Origin of the sequence: Kluyvera ascorbata (assembly GCF_023195735.1) — a bacterium.
GTDB lineage: Bacteria > Pseudomonadota > Gammaproteobacteria > Enterobacterales > Enterobacteriaceae > Kluyvera > Kluyvera ascorbata.
The window spans coordinates 2,364,818-2,380,921 of sequence record NZ_CP096201.1; the positions used below are offsets into that span (position 1 = coordinate 2,364,818).

At 53.5% G+C, this 16,104-nt stretch carries 15 protein-coding genes and 1 pseudogene; 4 read left to right on the plus strand and 12 right to left on the minus strand.

Annotated features, from left to right (window positions below):
• Window positions 1–84 precede the first annotated feature (84 nt).
• The 4 genes from ydgU to MY052_RS11170 form a co-directional block, all read right to left on the minus strand.
• Entirely contained in the window at window positions 85–168 is an 84-nt protein-coding gene (gene ydgU / locus MY052_RS24375) for a small membrane protein YdgU (protein ID WP_455648420.1), read from the minus strand.
• Between the two features lie 149 nt (window positions 169–317).
• Window positions 318–749, minus strand: coding sequence for an acid resistance repetitive basic protein Asr (gene asr / locus MY052_RS11160; protein ID WP_123651937.1), 432 nt, complete (start codon window positions 747–749; stop codon window positions 318–320).
• A gap of 171 nt (window positions 750–920) precedes the next feature.
• The gene (locus MY052_RS11165) at window positions 921–2,117 is read right to left on the minus strand and encodes an MFS transporter (RefSeq protein WP_123651938.1); all 1,197 of its coding nucleotides are present in this window, start codon (window positions 2,115–2,117) and stop codon (window positions 921–923) included.
• Window positions 2,118–2,304: 187 nt separating this feature from the next.
• Window positions 2,305–3,555: an MFS transporter gene (locus MY052_RS11170; protein ID WP_248538815.1), complete on the minus strand. Its 1,251-nt coding sequence runs from the start codon at window positions 3,553–3,555 to the stop codon at window positions 2,305–2,307.
• A gap of 114 nt (window positions 3,556–3,669) precedes the next feature.
• Between MY052_RS11170 and MY052_RS11175 the strand changes: the two genes are divergently transcribed.
• The 3 genes from MY052_RS11175 (at window position 3,670) to bioD (ending at window position 6,744) form a co-directional block, all read left to right on the plus strand.
• Window positions 3,670–4,587: a LysR family transcriptional regulator gene (locus tag MY052_RS11175; RefSeq protein WP_248538816.1), complete on the plus strand. Its 918-nt coding sequence runs from the start codon at window positions 3,670–3,672 to the stop codon at window positions 4,585–4,587.
• A 112-nt stretch (window positions 4,588–4,699) separates the two neighbouring features.
• Window positions 4,700–5,917 (plus strand): sugar metabolism global transcriptional regulator Mlc, encoded by a 1,218-nt coding sequence (mlc, locus tag MY052_RS11180; RefSeq protein ID WP_035894522.1) that lies wholly within the window; start codon window positions 4,700–4,702, stop codon window positions 5,915–5,917.
• Between the two features lie 131 nt (window positions 5,918–6,048).
• Complete coding sequence (gene bioD / locus MY052_RS11185) at window positions 6,049–6,744, plus strand: dethiobiotin synthase (protein WP_035894523.1); 696 nt, start codon at window positions 6,049–6,051, stop codon at window positions 6,742–6,744.
• On the opposite strand, the gene clcB is transcribed toward bioD, so the two are convergent.
• The 5 genes from clcB to ynfE are packed head-to-tail and all read right to left on the minus strand — an operon-like array spanning window position 6,697 to window position 12,591.
• A complete protein-coding gene (gene clcB / locus MY052_RS11190) occupies window positions 6,697–7,992 on the minus strand; it encodes a voltage-gated ClC-type chloride channel ClcB (RefSeq protein WP_035894524.1) in 1,296 nt (431 codons plus the stop codon). The two genes, bioD and clcB, sit on opposite strands and share 48 nt — an antisense overlap.
• Window positions 7,993–8,006: 14 nt before the next feature.
• Window positions 8,007–8,621 carry a Tat proofreading chaperone DmsD gene (gene dmsD, locus MY052_RS11195; protein WP_248538817.1) on the minus strand — a complete coding sequence of 205 codons (615 nt, stop codon included), beginning with the start codon at window positions 8,619–8,621 and terminating at the stop codon, window positions 8,007–8,009.
• 47 nt (window positions 8,622–8,668) lie between these two features.
• The gene (locus tag MY052_RS11200) at window positions 8,669–9,526 is read right to left on the minus strand and encodes a dimethyl sulfoxide reductase anchor subunit family protein (protein ID WP_248538818.1); all 858 of its coding nucleotides are present in this window, start codon (window positions 9,524–9,526) and stop codon (window positions 8,669–8,671) included.
• A gap of 1 nt (window position 9,527) precedes the next feature.
• Entirely contained in the window at window positions 9,528–10,145 is a 618-nt protein-coding gene (locus MY052_RS11205; RefSeq protein ID WP_248538819.1) for a DMSO/selenate family reductase complex B subunit, read from the minus strand.
• 10 nt (window positions 10,146–10,155) lie between these two features.
• Entirely contained in the window at window positions 10,156–12,591 is a 2,436-nt protein-coding gene (gene ynfE, locus MY052_RS11210; protein WP_248538820.1) for a selenate/tellurate reductase subunit YnfE, read from the minus strand.
• Window positions 12,592–12,860: 269 nt separating this feature from the next.
• Between ynfE and MY052_RS11215 the strand changes: the two genes are divergently transcribed.
• Window positions 12,861–13,262 (plus strand): dTDP-glucose pyrophosphorylase, encoded by a 402-nt coding sequence (locus MY052_RS11215; protein ID WP_248538821.1) that lies wholly within the window; start codon window positions 12,861–12,863, stop codon window positions 13,260–13,262.
• A gap of 33 nt (window positions 13,263–13,295) precedes the next feature.
• Here the strand turns inward: MY052_RS11215 and MY052_RS11220 are convergent, their stop codons facing one another.
• The 3 genes and pseudogenes from MY052_RS11220 to MY052_RS11230 all read right to left on the minus strand — a co-directional run bounded on the left by MY052_RS11220 (window position 13,296) and on the right by MY052_RS11230 (window position 16,103).
• Window positions 13,296–13,550, minus strand: coding sequence for a DUF1161 domain-containing protein (locus MY052_RS11220; RefSeq protein WP_035894532.1), 255 nt, complete (start codon window positions 13,548–13,550; stop codon window positions 13,296–13,298).
• A gap of 120 nt (window positions 13,551–13,670) precedes the next feature.
• Window positions 13,671–14,153, minus strand: a complete 483-nt coding sequence (locus MY052_RS11225; RefSeq protein WP_248538822.1) for a glutathione peroxidase — start codon at window positions 14,151–14,153, stop codon at window positions 13,671–13,673.
• Window positions 14,150–16,103, minus strand: a pseudogene (locus MY052_RS11230) (putative bifunctional diguanylate cyclase/phosphodiesterase). The gene MY052_RS11225 and the pseudogene MY052_RS11230 overlap by 4 nt, the downstream one beginning before the upstream one ends.
• Window position 16,104 lies beyond the last annotated feature (1 nt).

Here is a 16,104-nt window from a genome sequence, read left to right on the forward strand (position 1 = left end):
CAATTATGATTATAAAAAATAAACCCAATGAGACTACTATAGACGGGAGAAGCAAAAAGTGGGAGTAAAATCAGCGAACTACGCTCAGTAAAAGAAAAACTGGGTTGCGATCAGTGCGCAGACGATAAGTAATGCCAGGATGAGCTCGAAACGATAGCGCCGCAACATGATTGCTCTCCAGGGAAAAAATCGGCGCTAAGTAAGCGCCGATACGGTAGTTGATTAACTCAGGTGGCCACCAGGATTTAGCATTGCTGCAAGTCTCCCGGCGCCACCTGTATCGGCGTATTGCTACGCGGATACGTTATCAAGAATGATTATGCAGCTGGCTGAGCGGCTGGTTTAGCAGCAGTGTGTTTAGCTTTTTTGTGGTGCTTTTTAGCAGCCTGAGCTTTCTGCGCTACAGCTGGTTTAGCAGCGGCTTTTTTGTGTTTTTTAGCAGCCTGAGCTTTCTGAGCTGCAGCTGGTTTGGTTGCTGCTTTGTGGTGCTTTTTAGCAGCCTGAGCTTTCTGTTCTACAGCTGGTTTAGCAGCGGCTTTTTTGTGTTTCTTAGCGGCCTGAGCTTTCTGCTCTGCAGCTGGTTTAGCAGCTTCTTTCTTGTGTTTTTTGTGGTGAGTGGCTTTCGCTGGAGCCGCATGAGTAGCGGTTGCAGATGCAGCCGGAGCCGGAGTTGCAGTTGCGTCAGCAGCAAAAGCAGCGGAAGACAGACCCATAGCAGCGGCAACAACCAGAGCTAATACTTTTTTCATTCTGATACCCTCGAATTGGTTTTTTCATTCAACCCCACTGCGGGGCCGTTGAAATAACTATATCGATGAGCGAGCTGTCTTTCCGTGAGTGATTGGTATCGGCTTGTAACGTAATGTACGAGATTTGTTGTACATCCGTAACGGGGCGGATTTTGACCGCCCCTCAAGGCGTTAGCCAGTACAGGTAGTCTGTTTTGCGCGCTGAGAAAGGTACACACGCAGGATAAGGACAAAGGCCCAGGCGACGACAATGGCGGCAATCAAATAGATGCTGCCTAAGCCCTGGTAGCCAGCAATCCAGCCCGCAATGGGCCCGGTAAGGCCCAGCGCCAGATCCAGAAAGGCTGAATAAGTACCCAGCGCGGTGCCCTGGTTCTGTTCTTCCACCTGTTTTACCGCCTCAACACCCAGCGCTGGGAAGACAAGAGAGAAGCCCGACCCGGTCAGAAACGCGCCAACGCCCGCAACCCACGCATTTGGGGCAAACCAGATAATCAGCAGCCCCAGACATTCGACCACATAACAGATAAGCGAGACGCGGATCCCGCCAAAGCGGGTGATAGTATTGCCCAGTACCAGGCGAATACAGATAAAACCGATGCTAAATAGGGACAGCGTGAACGCCGCGCCCGCCCAGCCGTGGGAGGAGAAGTAGAGGGTGATGAAGGTCGCTATCACCCCAAAACCGACCGTCCCCAGCCCCAGGCCCAGACCGTATGGCCAGATCTTGCGCGCCACCACGTGGAAGGGCGCTCTGACACCGGCGCTGACGCTGACGTCGGCGCGGGTGCGAGCAAACAGCAGGCCAATGACCGCAATAATCACAATCAGCGCCGCAAAACCACTAATACCGAACCAGCCGTTTAGCACAACCCCTAACGGCGCGCCTGCCGCCATCGCCACATAGGTAGCAACGCCGTTCCACGAGATAACCCGTGAGGTGTGAATCGCGCCGACGGTTTTAATCCCCCACAGCGTAGAGCCCGTGGAGGTGAAGCTCTCGCCCACGCCGAGGAAGATGCGCCCAACCAGCAGTAGCGCCACCGCCAGTATCGGGCTGGCATGCGCTGCTGCCGCGCCAAGGGTAAACAAACCGCTCATCAGGCAACAGATGATCCCCAGACTGACGACCTTTTTGGGCCCCCAGATATCGGTGTAGCGCCCGGCGTGCGGCCGACTAAGTAGGGTAGAAATATACTGCAGGCTGATGACCGCCCCCGCAACCAGCGTACTGTAGCCGAGATCGTAGTGAATAAAGCCCGGCAATACTGCGAGCGGTAAGCCAATGGAAAGGTAGCAAATACAGGTGAAGACAACTATTGAGATAATACGTAGGTTGAGTTGGGTATTGCTGGCACGGGTCGTCATAGCGCTACATTGGTAAGACAAAAGTGAGGGTATTATAGGAATTGCCAGCTAGTATGGCGAGATGGCAACGCATTTTATGTCAATAGTATAAGTATTAGTTATCAGTATCGTAGGCCGTATAAGAGGAGCGCCGCCGGGGATTTCCCGGAGTCGGCGTTGTCTCATCCGGGCTATGTGATGCTTTATGTTAATGCAGGCGTTTATGCAGAGTGACGCCAACCAGCAGCGCGCAAACCAACAGCAGTGCGATAAACCCGCCAACCCCGTTCCAGCCGTACTTGTGCCAGAACACGCCGCCGAGCGTACCGGCGATACTAGAACCGAGATAGTAACTGAACAGATACAGTGAAGATGCCTGTCCTCTGGCGCGGCGCGCGCGCGGGCCAATCCAACTGCTGGCAACCGAGTGGGCGGCAAAGAATCCGGCGGAGAAGAGCAACATGCCGGGGAAAATCACCCACAGCGGGGAAAATAGCGTCAGCAGCAGGCCGACCAGCATCACCCCGGTAAAGAAGATCATCACCGGGCCGCGACCGTAGCGCGTGGTCATCATTCCCGCTTTTGGTGAACTCCAGGTGCCGGTCAAATAGGCGACCGAGAGCAAACCCACCACCGCCTGGTTGAGCGACCACGGTGACAGCATCAGTCGATAGCCGATGTAGTTAAAGAGAGTGACGAACGCGCCCATCAGCAGAAAACCCTCGACAAACAGCAGCGGCAGACCACGGTCGCGCCAGTGCAGATGCAGGTTTATCAGCAGCGTTTTCGGTTTTAATGAGCTCGGACGGAAGTGGCGAGATTCCGGCAAAATGCGCCAGAACATAATGGCTGAGGCCAGCGCAAAGGCGCTAATGACCGCCAGGGCGACGCGCCAGCCAAAGAAGTCGGTAAATACCCCGGTCAACAGACGTCCGCTCATCCCGCCTATTGAGTTCCCGCTGATGTACAGCCCCATTGAAAACGCCACAAAGCTCGGATGAATTTCTTCGCTGAGATAGGTCATGCCAACCGCCGCCACGCCGCTAAGCGACAGGCCTATCAGCGCGCGCATAACCAAAATGCCGTGCCAACTGGTCATCATCGTCGAGAGCAGAGAGCAGCAGGATGCGAGCAGCAGCGCCGTCACCATCACTTTTTTACGCCCAATGGCATCGGACAGCGGGCCAGTAAACAGTAGACCAATGGCTAGCATTGCCGTTGAAATAGAAAGCGAAATACTGCTGCCTGCTGGGGAAATCCCGAACTCGTGCGACAGCACCGGCAGAATGGGCTGTACGCAGTACAGCAGAGCGAAGGTTGCCAGTCCCGCGGAGAAAAGCGCCAACGTTACGCGAATAAACGGTGGAGTTCCTCGGCGAATAAAGGTGTTTGTTTGAAGTGGGGTATCAACGCGGACATCGATGGCAGGCGTATCGTCTGCGGTGGTTGTGCGGCTCACGGGAAATCCTTGCGTAAAACAATGGGTAATATCGACTCAGGTCACATAATTAGAGTAGGAAAATGTAAATATTCTGTCTAATATATTAATAATCTCAATTGATATCTTTAAAATATGAATATTGAACTGCGCCATTTACGCTATTTTGTTGCCGTTGCCGAAGAGTTGCATTTCGGGCGCGCGGCGGCGCGGCTTAATATTTCCCAGCCGCCATTAAGTCAACAAATTCAAATCCTTGAGCAGCAGGTGGGCGCACGACTGTTTGCCCGTACCAACCGCAGCGTTAGCCTGACGGAGGCGGGGCGACAGTTTCTCGCCGATAGTCGGCAGATTCTGTTACAGGTCAGTGAAGCCGCCGCGCGGGCCAACCGCCTGCATAACGGCGAAACCGGTGAGTTGCATATTGGCTTCACTTCCTCTGCACCGTTTATTAAAGCGGTCTCAGACACACTCTCCACCTTTCGTCAGCGTTACCCGGACGTTCACATCCAGACGCGGGAAACCAACACCCGCGAGCAGATCTCACCGCTTACCGAAGGGGCACTTGAGTTAGGGCTGATGCGCAACACGTTGCTGCCCGACACCCTCGACTGGCAGGTGATCCTGCGTGAACCGCTGCTGGCGATGATCCACCGCGACCATCCGCTTGCCGATAAGCCGGAAGTCAGCCTGGTGGAGTTGGGCAAAGAACCGTTTGTCTTTTTTGACCCTCACGTTGGTACCGGTCTTTATGACGATATTCTTGGCCTGATGCGTCGTTACGATGCGGTGCCAACGATTACCCAGGAAGTTGGGGAGGCGATGACGATTATTGGCCTGGTGGCCTCCGGTTTGGGCGTATCGATTTTGCCAGCGTCTTTTCGGCGGGTTCAGCTTTATGAAATGCGCTGGGTTCCGATTGCGGAAGAGGATGCAGTCTCGGAAATGTGGCTGGTGTGGTCAAAACACCATGAGCTTAGCCAGGCAGCAGAGCGCTTCAAACAACACCTATTAAACGCGGCCAAGGTGAGCGTTTCGTTGCCAAAAGTGTGAAAAATTGTGCAGTAAATCACAAGGCTAAGTAAAAATTTGACGCAGGGCGTTCAAGTACTTCACCATAGCCCAAAGTGTTTATTTCGAAGCGCGAAAATAAGGGAGTCTTACGGTGGTAGCGGACAGTCAGCCAGGGCATATCGATCAAATCAAGCAGACCAATGCAGGGGCGGTATATCGCCTTATTGATCAGCTCGGCCCGGTTTCGCGTATCGACCTTTCCAGACTTGCGCAACTGGCTCCGGCCAGTATCACCAAAATTGTTCGTGAACTGCTGGAAGCCCACCTCGTTCAGGAAACGGAGATTCAGGAAGCGGGTAGCCGTGGTCGTCCAGCCGTAGGGCTTATGGTCGAAACGGAAGCCTGGCACTATCTGTCCGTGCGCATCAGCCGAGGCGTTATCCATCTGGCGCTGCGTGACCTCAGCAGTAAGCTGGTGGTGGAAGAGCAGCTTGAACTGGCGCTGGAAGATGAGTCCCCATTCCTGAACCGCGTCGTGACCCATATTGACCAATTCTTTATTCGCCATCAGAACCTGCTGGAACGTCTGACCGCGATTGCCATTACGCTACCGGGAATTATCGACACCGAAAACGGCATTATCCATCGTATGCCGTTTTATGATGTCACCGATGTTCCGCTGGGCGGAACTCTTGAGGCGCATACCGGCGTGCCGGTGTATATTCAGCATGATATCAGCGCCTGGACCATGGCCGAGGCGCTGTTTGGCGCATCGCGCGGCGCACGCGATGTCATTCAGGTGGTTATCGACCACAACGTCGGCGCAGGTGTTATCACCGATGGCCGTTTGCTGCACGCGGGCAGTAGCAGCCTGGTGGAAATTGGCCATACCCAGGTCGACCCATATGGTAAGCGTTGCTACTGCGGTAACCACGGGTGTCTTGAGACGATCGCTAGCGTGGAAAGCGTGATGGAGCTGACTCAGGTCCGCATGCAGCAGTCGATGAGTTCAATGCTGCACCAGAAGCCGCTCACCGTGGAGTGGCTGTGTCAGGCCGCGATGCAGGGTGATTTACTGGCAAAGGATATCATTAGCAGCATTGGAACCAACGTCGGGCGAATCCTCGCCATTATGGTTAACCTCTTCAATCCACAGAAAATTTTGATTGGCTCGCCGTTTAATCAGGCCGCCGACATCCTCTTCCCGGCGATTGGCGATTGTATTCGCCAGCAGTCGCTGCCTGCCTACAGCAAACATATTGCGGTAGAGCAAACACAGTTTTCTAACCGCGGCACCATGGCTGGGGCGGCTCTGGTAAAAGATGCCCTATATAATGGAACATTGCTGATAAGACTGTTACAGGGTTAACAATTTTTAGCAGTTTTGCAAAAAATTGCGCTATCTCAATCTGACCCATTCGCACATCACGTAAACTTTCACTCCATTGAATTATTCATTGCCATGATATTTACGTGGCGTAGCAGTGGGGTTAGTTTGTGATGCTTAATCGTTTCTTTATTACTGGAACTGATACTTCTGTCGGCAAGACGGTGGTTTCTCGTGCGCTTTTGCAGGCGCTCGCCGCCAGCGGGAAACGGGTGGCAGGATACAAACCCGTTGCCAAAGGCAGCAAGGAAACTGCAGAAGGGCTGCGCAATAAAGATGCGCTGGTTCTGCAAGCCGTTTCATCGCTGGACTTACCTTATGATGCTATCAACCCGATTGCGCTGAGCGAAGAAGAGAGCAGCGTCGCCCACAGTTGCCCAATCAACTACACCTTATTGTCTGACGGCCTGGCCAATCTGAGCCAGCAGGTCGATAACGTGGTGGTTGAGGGTACCGGCGGCTGGCGCAGCCTGATGAATGACCTGCGCCCGCTCTCCGAATGGGTGGTGCAGGAACAGCTGCCGGTGCTGATGGTGGTCGGCATTCAGGAAGGCTGCATTAACCATGCGCTGCTGACCGCTCAGGCCATCGCCAACGACGGCCTGCCGCTGATTGGCTGGGTGGCGAATCGTATCAACCCAGGCCTGGCGCACTATGCGGAAATTATCGACGTGCTCAGCAAAAAGCTGCCGGCACCGCTGATTGGCGAACTGCCGTATCTGCCGCGCCCGGAACAGCGTGAGCTGAGTCAGTACGTCGACCTAGCGATGCTCCGCAACGTGCTGACGGTAGATAGAATCCTGGCGTAAGGTTCTCGACAGTACAGACGCCAGCACGCAGGCAATCAGTAAACCGGGCAGCAGCGTATACTGCCCGGTCATTTCGCAAATCATCAACGTTGACATAATTGGCGCATGCGTCGTCGCTGCCAGTAACGTTGCCATTCCCGTCACGCCAAGCAATATCGCCATCGCCTCGTTCCCAGGGAACACCAGCGCCCACGTATTAGCGAACAGAATACCGACCGCCAGGCCAATAAACAGCGTTGGAGTAAACACACCGCCCGGTGCGCCAGAGCCGCTGCTGGCAAGAATGGCGAGCAGCTTACACAGGAAAATCCCGGCAATAATGGCAAAACTCGGCGGGCTTAACAGAAACCCTTGCACCACGCTGTAGCCATTGCCCCACACCGCGGGCGTTAATAGCGAAAGCAAACCAACGACCAATCCCCCCAGCGCAAGCTGCCAGGGGGGCGAAAGTTTGAGCTTAAGGAAAACACGATGGCTCATGTCCATCAGCCAGATAAGCAGCGGCCCGCCTAAACCGCAGACGAGCCCGGTAGCGAGCATTAAGCCGTAATGCGCCGCGTTAAGAGCCGGTAAATTGCCGGTAGTGTAGAGTAGCTCCGCGCCACCGTTCATCAACTGCGTGCTGAGCAGCGCGACCACCGCGGCGATGACGACCGGGCCAAGCGAGGCCAGCATTAAGGTGCCAAAAAGAATTTCGGCGATAAACAGGCTACCTGCCAATGGGGCATGATAGGCGCTTGCCATCCCCGCAGCTGCGCCGCAGGCAATCCAGAGCTTCCATTCATCCTTTGGCGTAAAACGCTGGGCAAAGAAAGAGGCGGCAAGGGCGGCTAAGAGGATCATCGCGCCTTCGCGACCAATAGCGCTACCGCTGACGACCACTAATAACGAGGCGGTGGATTTGATAAGGCTTGAGCTGGTATCAAACTTGCCTTCATCGCTTTCCAGCGCCTCCATATAGTCCGTCGGCGCATGGGGACGTTGTTGCGTATGACGTTGCCAGGCCCACAATAACGTCCCGGCGGCGAGCCCGCCAAGCGCCGGGGTGATAAGCCGTCGCCACCATACGAGACCGCCAGCGGCGTTGACCAGACTGCCGCTGTCATTACTGAGAAACAGCCACTCCCCCAGATACATGGCGTGACGAAATAGCGCCACCGCCAGCGACGCGAGGACGCCAATCACGGTGGCAATAAGCAGGCGACGGAACATCGCCTTAATATCGGGGTAATGGTGAAGACGCTGCATCGTGAGCTGAGGGCTTAGCGATAAAGTTTTTTGTCAGCGACGGGGATCAGCAGCGTGCTTTGCCATTGTGCCAGCGTCTGCTGCGCAAGCTGTCCCAGTGCGATGAAGAATGGATGGTTCGCTTTTTCAATAAATTCGGCGAGGAATCGAGCAGCCCATGGCAGCAGATGCCATGCCAGCAGCTGATTGCAGGCCTCTTCGCGGCCATTTTCAACAAGCCAGGCGGCGAGCATGAGCAAGGTCCCAAAGTGATCTTCTGGTTCGTTTTGCTGCACATCGAACGCAATCTGGTTTTCACGCATCCATTGGCGCAGTGCCAGCGTGGAGTCGCCAAACAGAACGCTTTCGCGGTCTAACCAAACGGAACCCCACGGCGGAGACGGTAGCGCATCCGGGCCGATAAACAGGCGCTGCCAGGCCTCTGCCAGAGATTCTTCCGCGTGAGAAGCAAATCCAGCGGAGAGGGTATTGGCGTGCGGAACTTCGTACGGCCACTGTGTCACCCACTCACCGTCGGTAAAGGCTGTTACCAGCGGTTCGGCAAGCGTGCTGTTCGGCGCGAAATAGAACAAAGCACCCAGTACACGGGCAGAGAACGCTAAAGCGTTGTTGTGCTGAACGTCATTCATTACTGCATATCCTTAAAAGGGTGCGGGATTGCTCCCGCACCGATGAATTACCCGGCAATTGCCATGCCGACGGTCATATGCAGGCCATAGAACAGCCCACGACCGATAAGTTCGCCTGCCAGCATCAGTACCAGACCAAGCGCCAGACCCGCAGCCCGCGGCGGAACGCGACGCAGTAACGGGCAGAGCCAGCAGCCTAAACCTGCCGCTAACAGTACAAAGCGCCACACCTGTAAGGTGCCCCAGTCCGGCAGCAGCGCGTTCGCCTGCTGAACGGAACTGTGAATAAAGCCCAGATCAGCGGTTTGCATCACGACGACGGCGATGCTGAGCAAATAGCCCAGTACGCTGACCGAGGCAAAGAATTTCCCGTTGAACGGTACCTTTGACATTTTAAGCAGCAGGGCTGCAAACAGAGGCCCGGTGAGCAGCACGGTCAGGAAGAACGATGCCGTCGTGTAACCATTATACCAGGTTGGCACGGTATCTATCTGATAAACGCGTGTCATCGCCCAGACAAATACCAGTCCGAGCACCATGCTGACCAGCAGCCAAAAACGCCCAAGCGCGGCGGGCATTTTACCCATCACCGACAGTAACCACCAGAAGCCCCCTACGGCGAAGAAAACGGAACCGCTGGCTATCTCGTTACTGAGCGCAGAACTTCCCACGCGATTAAGCGAGTTGAACGCGCGCAGCGGTGAGCCGAGGTGCAGCACAGAGGCAAAAAAAGCGATGCCCATCACCACCCACAGGAAAAACATATTAAGCGCAATGCGACGTTGATCTGCGGGTTCATGGCGCGCCGCCAGCCAGCCTAAGCCGGTGACGATGGTGGCTCCCGCAACGCACTGCCCCAGCACCGTAAAGAGTACCAACGGCCATTCATGCCATCCACTTCCCATCTTACACCTCCTTCGGATTGGCCAGATAGCCAGTGGTATCGCCGCACGGACGTGCATTGGCGTTGGGTTTAATCACAATGCTTGGCTTAGTGAAGTGTGCGGACGGCAGTGGTGCCACCGCCGCCAGCGTACCGTGCTTCTGACGCAGCTCTTCGATTGGGCCAAAGTCCAGCGCGCGCAGCGGGCAGGATTCCACGCAAATCGGTTTCTTACCTTCCGCCACACGCTCGTGGCAGCCGTCGCATTTGGTCATGTGACCTTTGGCTTCGTTGTACTGCGGCGCACCGTACGGGCAGGCCATGTGACAGTAGCGACAGCCGATACAGACCTCTTCGTTGACGACCACAAAACCGTCTTCACGTTTGTGCATCGCGCCGCTTGGGCACACCTTGGTACAGGCCGGGTCTTCGCAATGGTTACAGGCGATGGACAGGTAGTAAGCAAAGACGTTCTGGTTCCAGACGCCGTTGTCCTCCTGCCAGTCGCCGCCTGCGTATTCATAAATACGACGGAAACTGACGTCCGGGGTTAAGTTTTTGTAATCTTTACACGCCAGCTCGCAGGTTTTACAACCGGTGCAGCGGGCCGAGTCGATGAAAAATCCGTATTGGGTGCTCATGGTCTAGTCCTTATACCTTCTCGATCTCAACCAGGTTGGTGTGCTGTGGATTGCCTTTCGCCAGTGGAGAAGGGCGATGCGTCGTCAGCGTATTGATGCAGGAACCGTGATCGATTCGGTCTCCGTTCATCTCGGCATCGTGCCAGGCACCCTGGCCCATTGCGGACACGCCCGGCATAATGCGCGGCGTGACTTTTGCCGGAATACGCAGTTCACCACGGCTGTTGAATACGCGCACCATGTCACCGTTGCGGATCCCACGTTTTTGCGCATCCAGCGGGTTTAACCAGACTTCCTGGCGGCAAGCGGCTTTCAGCACATCAACGTTGCCGTAGCTGGAGTGCGTTCGCGCTTTATAGTGGAAGCCGAACAGCTGTAGCGGGAAAGTACCGCGCAGTGGATCGTCCCAACCTTCGAAGGTTGAGGCGTAAACCGGCAGTGGGCTGATGGTTTCGTCTTTCTCAAGCTGCCATTTCGCGGCAATGTCGGCCAGACGACTGGAGTAGATTTCGATTTTTCCCGACGGTGTTTTTAACGGATTTGCCTCCGGGTCTTTGCGGAAAGCCTGGTAGGCGACAAAGTGCCCGTTCGGATCTTTACGCTTGTAGATGCCCATCTTTTTGAGTTCATCATAGGTCGGCAAATCCGCGTCTTTGGCGCGCATTTTGGCGTACAGATACTGCAACCACTGCTCCTGCGAACGTCCTTCGGTGAATTTCTGGTAGACATCGTCCCCAAGACGTTTCGCCACTTCGCTTAAGATCCAGTAGATGGGCTTGCGCTCAAATTTTGGCGCTGTGGCTGGCTGGATAAAGATCAGGTAGCCCATATTCCCGGCGTAATCGTTCGGGATAATGTCTTCCTGTTCGACGGTCATTAAATCGGGCAGCAGGATGTCGGCGTATTTCGCCGAGGCGGTCATGAAGTTTTCAATCACCACGATCATTTCGCATTTGCTGTCGTCCTGCAAAATCTCGTGGGTTTTATTGATATCCGAATGCTGATTAATGATGGTGTTGCCCGCATAGTTCCAGAAGAACTTGATGGGCACATCCAGCTTATCTTTGCCGCGCACGCCGTCACGGGTGGCGGTCATCTCGGTACCGTGGTCGATAGCATCGGTCCAGGTGAAGCAGGAAATCGCCGTTTTGACCGGGTTTTCCAGTACCGGGAAGCGTTCGATGGTTATCGTGTAAGTGGATTCACGCGCGCCGCTGTTACCGCCGTTGATGCCAACGTTGCCGGTCAGAATGGGCAGCATGGCAATCGCACGGGCAGAAAGCTCGCCGTTTGCTTGGCGCTGTGGCCCCCAGCCCTGGCAAATATAAGCCGGCTTAGTGCTGCCGATTTCACGCGCTAACTTGATGATTCTATCGGCTGGAATACCGGTAATGTGCGATGCCCACTGCGGGGTTTTCGCCACGCCGTCATCGCCCTGACCAAGAATATAGGCCTTATAGTGTCCGTTGGCCGGTGCGCCTTCTGGTAAGGTTTTCTCGTCGTAACCGACGCAGTATTTATCGAGGAACGGCTGATCGACCAGGTTTTCGTCAATCAACACCCAGGCAATACCGGCAACCAGCGCGGCATCGGTACCAGGACGGATAGGTATCCACTCATCCTCCCGGCCAGCGGCGGTATCGGTATAGCGGGGATCGATAACGATCATGCGCGCATTTGAGCGTTCGCGAGCTTGTTCAAGATAATAGGTAATGCCGCCGCCGCTCATGCGGGTTTCTGCCGGATTGTTGCCGAACATCACCACCAGTTTGCTGTTTTCGATATCGGAGGTGCTGTTGCCGTCGTTGGTGCCGTAGGTGTACGGCATGGCGCAGGCAATCTGGGCGGTACTGTAGGTGCCGTACTGATTAAGCGAACCGCCGTAGCAGTTCATCAGACGCATCACCGCGGAACCGGATGGTGAGGACCGAGTGATATTGCCGCCAACGATGCCGGAAGAGTAGTTAATGTAGACGGATTCGTTGCCGTAATCTTTCACCACGCGTTTGAGGTTGCTGGCGATGGTGTCCAGCGCCTCATCCCAGCTAATGCGCTCGAATTTGCCTTCGCCACGCTTGCCTACACGCTTCATGGGATAGTTCAGGCGGTCAGGGTGGTTGATTCGACGGCGAATGGAGCGCCCGCGCAGCCAGGCGCGTACCTGGTGATCGCCATAAACGTCGTGGCCGGTATTGTCGGTTTCTACCCAGTAGACTTCATTGTCTTTGACGTGCAGACGCAACGCGCAGCGGCTACCGCAGTTGACGGAGCATGCGCCCCAAACCACTTTATCTTCCGGCTGATTAGCCTGCTGTACTGCAGCGGCCGTGGCGCGCAAGGAGAAGGGGAGCGAGAGGCTACCCGCCGCGAAGGCTAATGAGCCGATAGCCGATGATTTAATTAGGGTGCGTCGGCTCAGCCCCCCTGGCTTTTCCTGATTTGACATCACTCACTCCATTATTTTTGTTTAATGATTTCAACGAGAAATTAAAAACCTGCTAATGATGGAAAGAGGATACCTGGTTAGTGGTATACAAGTATTAACCCTGGTCAAAATACACTGTTGCACTAACGGGGTATTTGCATGTCGGCGTTTGCCAGTTGCGAGGGGCGTGTGCATAATTGTTTTACAACATAAAAACAGTTTTATTGCGGTTAACCGTTTATTGTTAATCGAATTTCTTACCGCTAATCCGCTACTTATGGAAGTCATCTATGCAGGATATTGCTTCTTCTGTTATTCCGATGCCCGCGATTGAGACGGTCACGGTTCCCTACAAAGGGTTAAATTTTTTACGCCCCGAAATTTTGCTTGACTTCATCAGCGTGACGGAGGTAAAAGTCCTCGCTGTTACGCCAGTGGCAGTTTTGTATTCCACGGTAGGGGTGTTGCAATCCGCTGCATTGCGCAGGATACCTGTACTGGTTTCCGGGCGCGTGGTCTATCCGGTCAGTTCGCAGGCGCTGCCTTGTTTGCATTCAAAATTGACCATTAACACCACTGCACAAAAGCTGCGTTTTCAGGGAGACCTGGATGCGTTATCCGATGATCAAACGCTGCGCGATGGCGTACTGGTTGGCATTGCGCTGGAGTTTATTGTCGAGAAGAAAGGCTAGAAAGCACCGCCTCCTGCTGGAGGCGGTAGCACATTACTGGGCGTTATCGGTGCGGGTGTAGAGAATTTTAAAGGTGTCGTTAGCACAGTGGCCGACGACCTGGGCCCCAGCTTTATCAGCCTGATCGTTGGGCACGATATCAAGGGTAAAGGCGCTTTCGGCTACGCCGTTCTGGATGATTTTCTGCTGAATGTCGCTCCTGACACGCTCACAGGAGTCAGGTACGGCGGCAAGCGCAGGCATAGCGCCTGCGAGCAGTAATGCCAGTAACCAACGTGATGATTGCATGATTAGCTCCTTTTCATGAGATTCGCAGGGAAGTATAGCATCGGCAGTGTAAGCGACTGTCTTTGACGATAACTTTCTGATTTGTCTTAAGCTTACGTTTTTCATCCCCTGAAAGGGCACTTAGATTTTAAGTGCAGCAACGATCGTGCCTTCCATTTTCTCTGGGGTGGTGAAAGGGGCAAAACGCTTGAGCGGCTTGCCATCGCGGCCCACCAAAAACTTGGTGAAGTTCCACTTGATACGCCCACCCAGTATGCCGGGTAACTCGTCCTTCAGGTAACGAAATACCGGGTGCGCGCCGGCGCCGTTGACCTCAACTTTTTCAAACATCGGAAAGCTCACACCGTAATTGATGTGACAGGTTTGCGCTATGTCATCAGCACTACCGGGTTCCTGTTTGCCAAACTGGTTGCAGGGAAACCCCAGTATCACAAGACCCTGAGACGCGTATTTCTTGTAGAGCGCTTCAAGACCTGCATACTGAGGCGTGAAACCACACTGGCTGGCGGTATTGACGACCAGAACCAGTTTGCCAGCATAGTCGGACATTGAGATGAGCTCACCGCGTAGGCTGGTGGCCTCTAGATGATGAAACGTGGTCATGTTGGAATACTCTGTTTGCCATGTTTGATTTCTGCAGCGATATACGGCTGAGGTTTGCTAAAAAGATACCCTTGTGCGAAATCACAGCCGAGTGCCTGAAGGCTTTCGAGTTGTTCCTGCGTTTCTACACCCTCTGCAATGGCCTTCATGTTGAGGGACTTCGCCACGCCAGTGATGAGCTTGATGATATTCAGCGCGTCTTCTTGTGTCGCTAACGAATTCACAAAGGATTTGTCGATTTTGATTTTATCAAAGGCCAGCCTGCTCAATCGAGAAAGGGAAGAATAGCCGGTACCGAAATCATCGATAGATATCTTCACACCCAGCGCTCTGAGCTTGTTAAGCGCATTCATCGGCGTATTGCTCTCTGTGAAAAGAGAGGATTCCGTCACTTCCAGTTCAAGGCGGTCAGCTGGAAGCCCCGTCTCTTTTAATATCGACACCACAATTCCGGCAAATCCTTTAGTGCTAAGCTGGACAGGGGAGACGTTGACGGAAATTTTAGCCGGAACGGCCCAGGAAGCGGCTTCCCGACAGGCCATTTCAAGCACCGATTTTCCCATCTCGTTAATCATGCCTGTTTTTTCCGCAACCGGAATAAAGCTATCCGGCGACAGTAGACCTTTTGTAGGGTGAATCCACCGAATCAGCGCTTCATAGCTGTAAATCTCGCGGCTGAACGAATCAACGATCGGCTGATAATAGACCACGAATTCTTTATTCATTAATGCCATGGCCATATCATGCTCAAGCTTTCTGCTTTCTGCTTTCTTGCAGCTTATCTAACATTCGCTGGCGGAAAACTTTTATTTTCCCTGGACCTTCATTTTTGGCTTCATAAAGCGCCAGGTCAGCATATTTGTAGAGATAATCGGAGCGGCGCTCGGTTTGCGAAATAACGATACCAATGCAGGTGGTGATATTGATAATCGTGTTATAAATCGTGTAGGGTTGGTTGAGCGACTCGCCTATTTTTTGCGCTTGTGAAACGGCGCTACTCTCAGTCAGATCGCTCGAAAGAAACGCAAACTCATCGCCACCCAAGCGATAGAGCGTATCTGAAGGCATATTCAGCGATATCAACCGCTGGGAAATCTGGCGCAGCAGCATATCGCCAGCATCATGCCCATAGGTGTCATTAACCTCTTTGAATCGGTCTAAATCAAACAACATGACCGCCACGGTAGTATTATTTTGTTTTGCAGTTTTGATCGTTTTATTTAAATTCCACCAAAAAAACTGACGGTTGTTCATTTCGGTCAAAGGATCATGGAAAACATCATATTCCAGTTTTGCATTTTGGCTTTGCAGTTTTTCTTTCGATCTCTGGAGTTCTTCAGCCAGGCTTTTAACCTGTAGATGCGCCTTCAGAATGTTTCTGTTCTGAAAGAAGATCATCATACCCAGTATGGCACTCAGTATTATCAGTAATACAGCGGTTGCCGAATATATGTAGTACAGGGTTTGAATTTTGAGGTTGGCTTCATTAACAGAGTTAACGTCCTTGTCCAACGCGCCGGATGAGAGACGACTGAGAGGCACATCGAGCGTATGCATTACCTTAAGGTATGACTTAAGATCAGAACGGTTCATTTTCTCAAGCTGAACGTCGAGATCGTCCAGTACTTTTTCAAGCCTTAAAGCCAGTTCATGATGGGCTTTACTGCTGTCTATATAATGGCCTAAATCGCCTTCTTTCATTAAATCGCTCTGGCTGAGCATAATGTCCAGACGCAGACGCACACCATCAATCGGCATGGTATCGTCCAGCGTGTAAAGACCGAGCCACGATTCCAACCGGTAATATTCGGATACCACCTGCGCAGCAGACCAGGAGTTAGCGTAGTGGGTCAGCTTTTGTAACTCTTGTTGTCTTTCATGCACAAGGAAAGACACATACCCTGTTGATATGAAAAGAGAAAATATGATGGCAGCCAGTATTCTGTTCATG

What these genes read in the sequence shown, in the direction of transcription:
- ydgU (WP_455648420.1), bottom strand. Translation starts at nt 168, where the DNA reads ATGTTGCGGCGCTATCGTTTCGAGCTCATCCTGGCATTACTTATCGTC.
- asr (WP_123651937.1), bottom strand. Translation starts at nt 749, where the DNA reads ATGAAAAAAGTATTAGCTCTGGTTGTTGCCGCTGCTATGGGTCTGTCT.
- MY052_RS11165 (WP_123651938.1), bottom strand. Translation starts at nt 2,117, where the DNA reads ATGACGACCCGTGCCAGCAATACCCAACTCAACCTACGTATTATCTCA.
- MY052_RS11175 (WP_248538816.1), top strand. Translation starts at nt 3,670, where the DNA reads ATGAATATTGAACTGCGCCATTTACGCTATTTTGTTGCCGTTGCCGAA.
- bioD (WP_035894523.1), top strand. Translation starts at nt 6,049, where the DNA reads ATGCTTAATCGTTTCTTTATTACTGGAACTGATACTTCTGTCGGCAAG.
- clcB (WP_035894524.1), bottom strand. Translation starts at nt 7,992, where the DNA reads ATGCAGCGTCTTCACCATTACCCCGATATTAAGGCGATGTTCCGTCGC.
- dmsD (WP_248538817.1), bottom strand. Translation starts at nt 8,621, where the DNA reads ATGAATGACGTTCAGCACAACAACGCTTTAGCGTTCTCTGCCCGTGTA.
- MY052_RS11200 (WP_248538818.1), bottom strand. Translation starts at nt 9,526, where the DNA reads ATGGGAAGTGGATGGCATGAATGGCCGTTGGTACTCTTTACGGTGCTG.
- MY052_RS11205 (WP_248538819.1), bottom strand. Translation starts at nt 10,145, where the DNA reads ATGAGCACCCAATACGGATTTTTCATCGACTCGGCCCGCTGCACCGGT.
- ynfE (WP_248538820.1), bottom strand. Translation starts at nt 12,591, where the DNA reads ATGTCAAATCAGGAAAAGCCAGGGGGGCTGAGCCGACGCACCCTAATT.
- MY052_RS11215 (WP_248538821.1), top strand. Translation starts at nt 12,861, where the DNA reads ATGCAGGATATTGCTTCTTCTGTTATTCCGATGCCCGCGATTGAGACG.
- MY052_RS11220 (WP_035894532.1), bottom strand. Translation starts at nt 13,550, where the DNA reads ATGCAATCATCACGTTGGTTACTGGCATTACTGCTCGCAGGCGCTATG.
- MY052_RS11225 (WP_248538822.1), bottom strand. Translation starts at nt 14,153, where the DNA reads ATGACCACGTTTCATCATCTAGAGGCCACCAGCCTACGCGGTGAGCTC.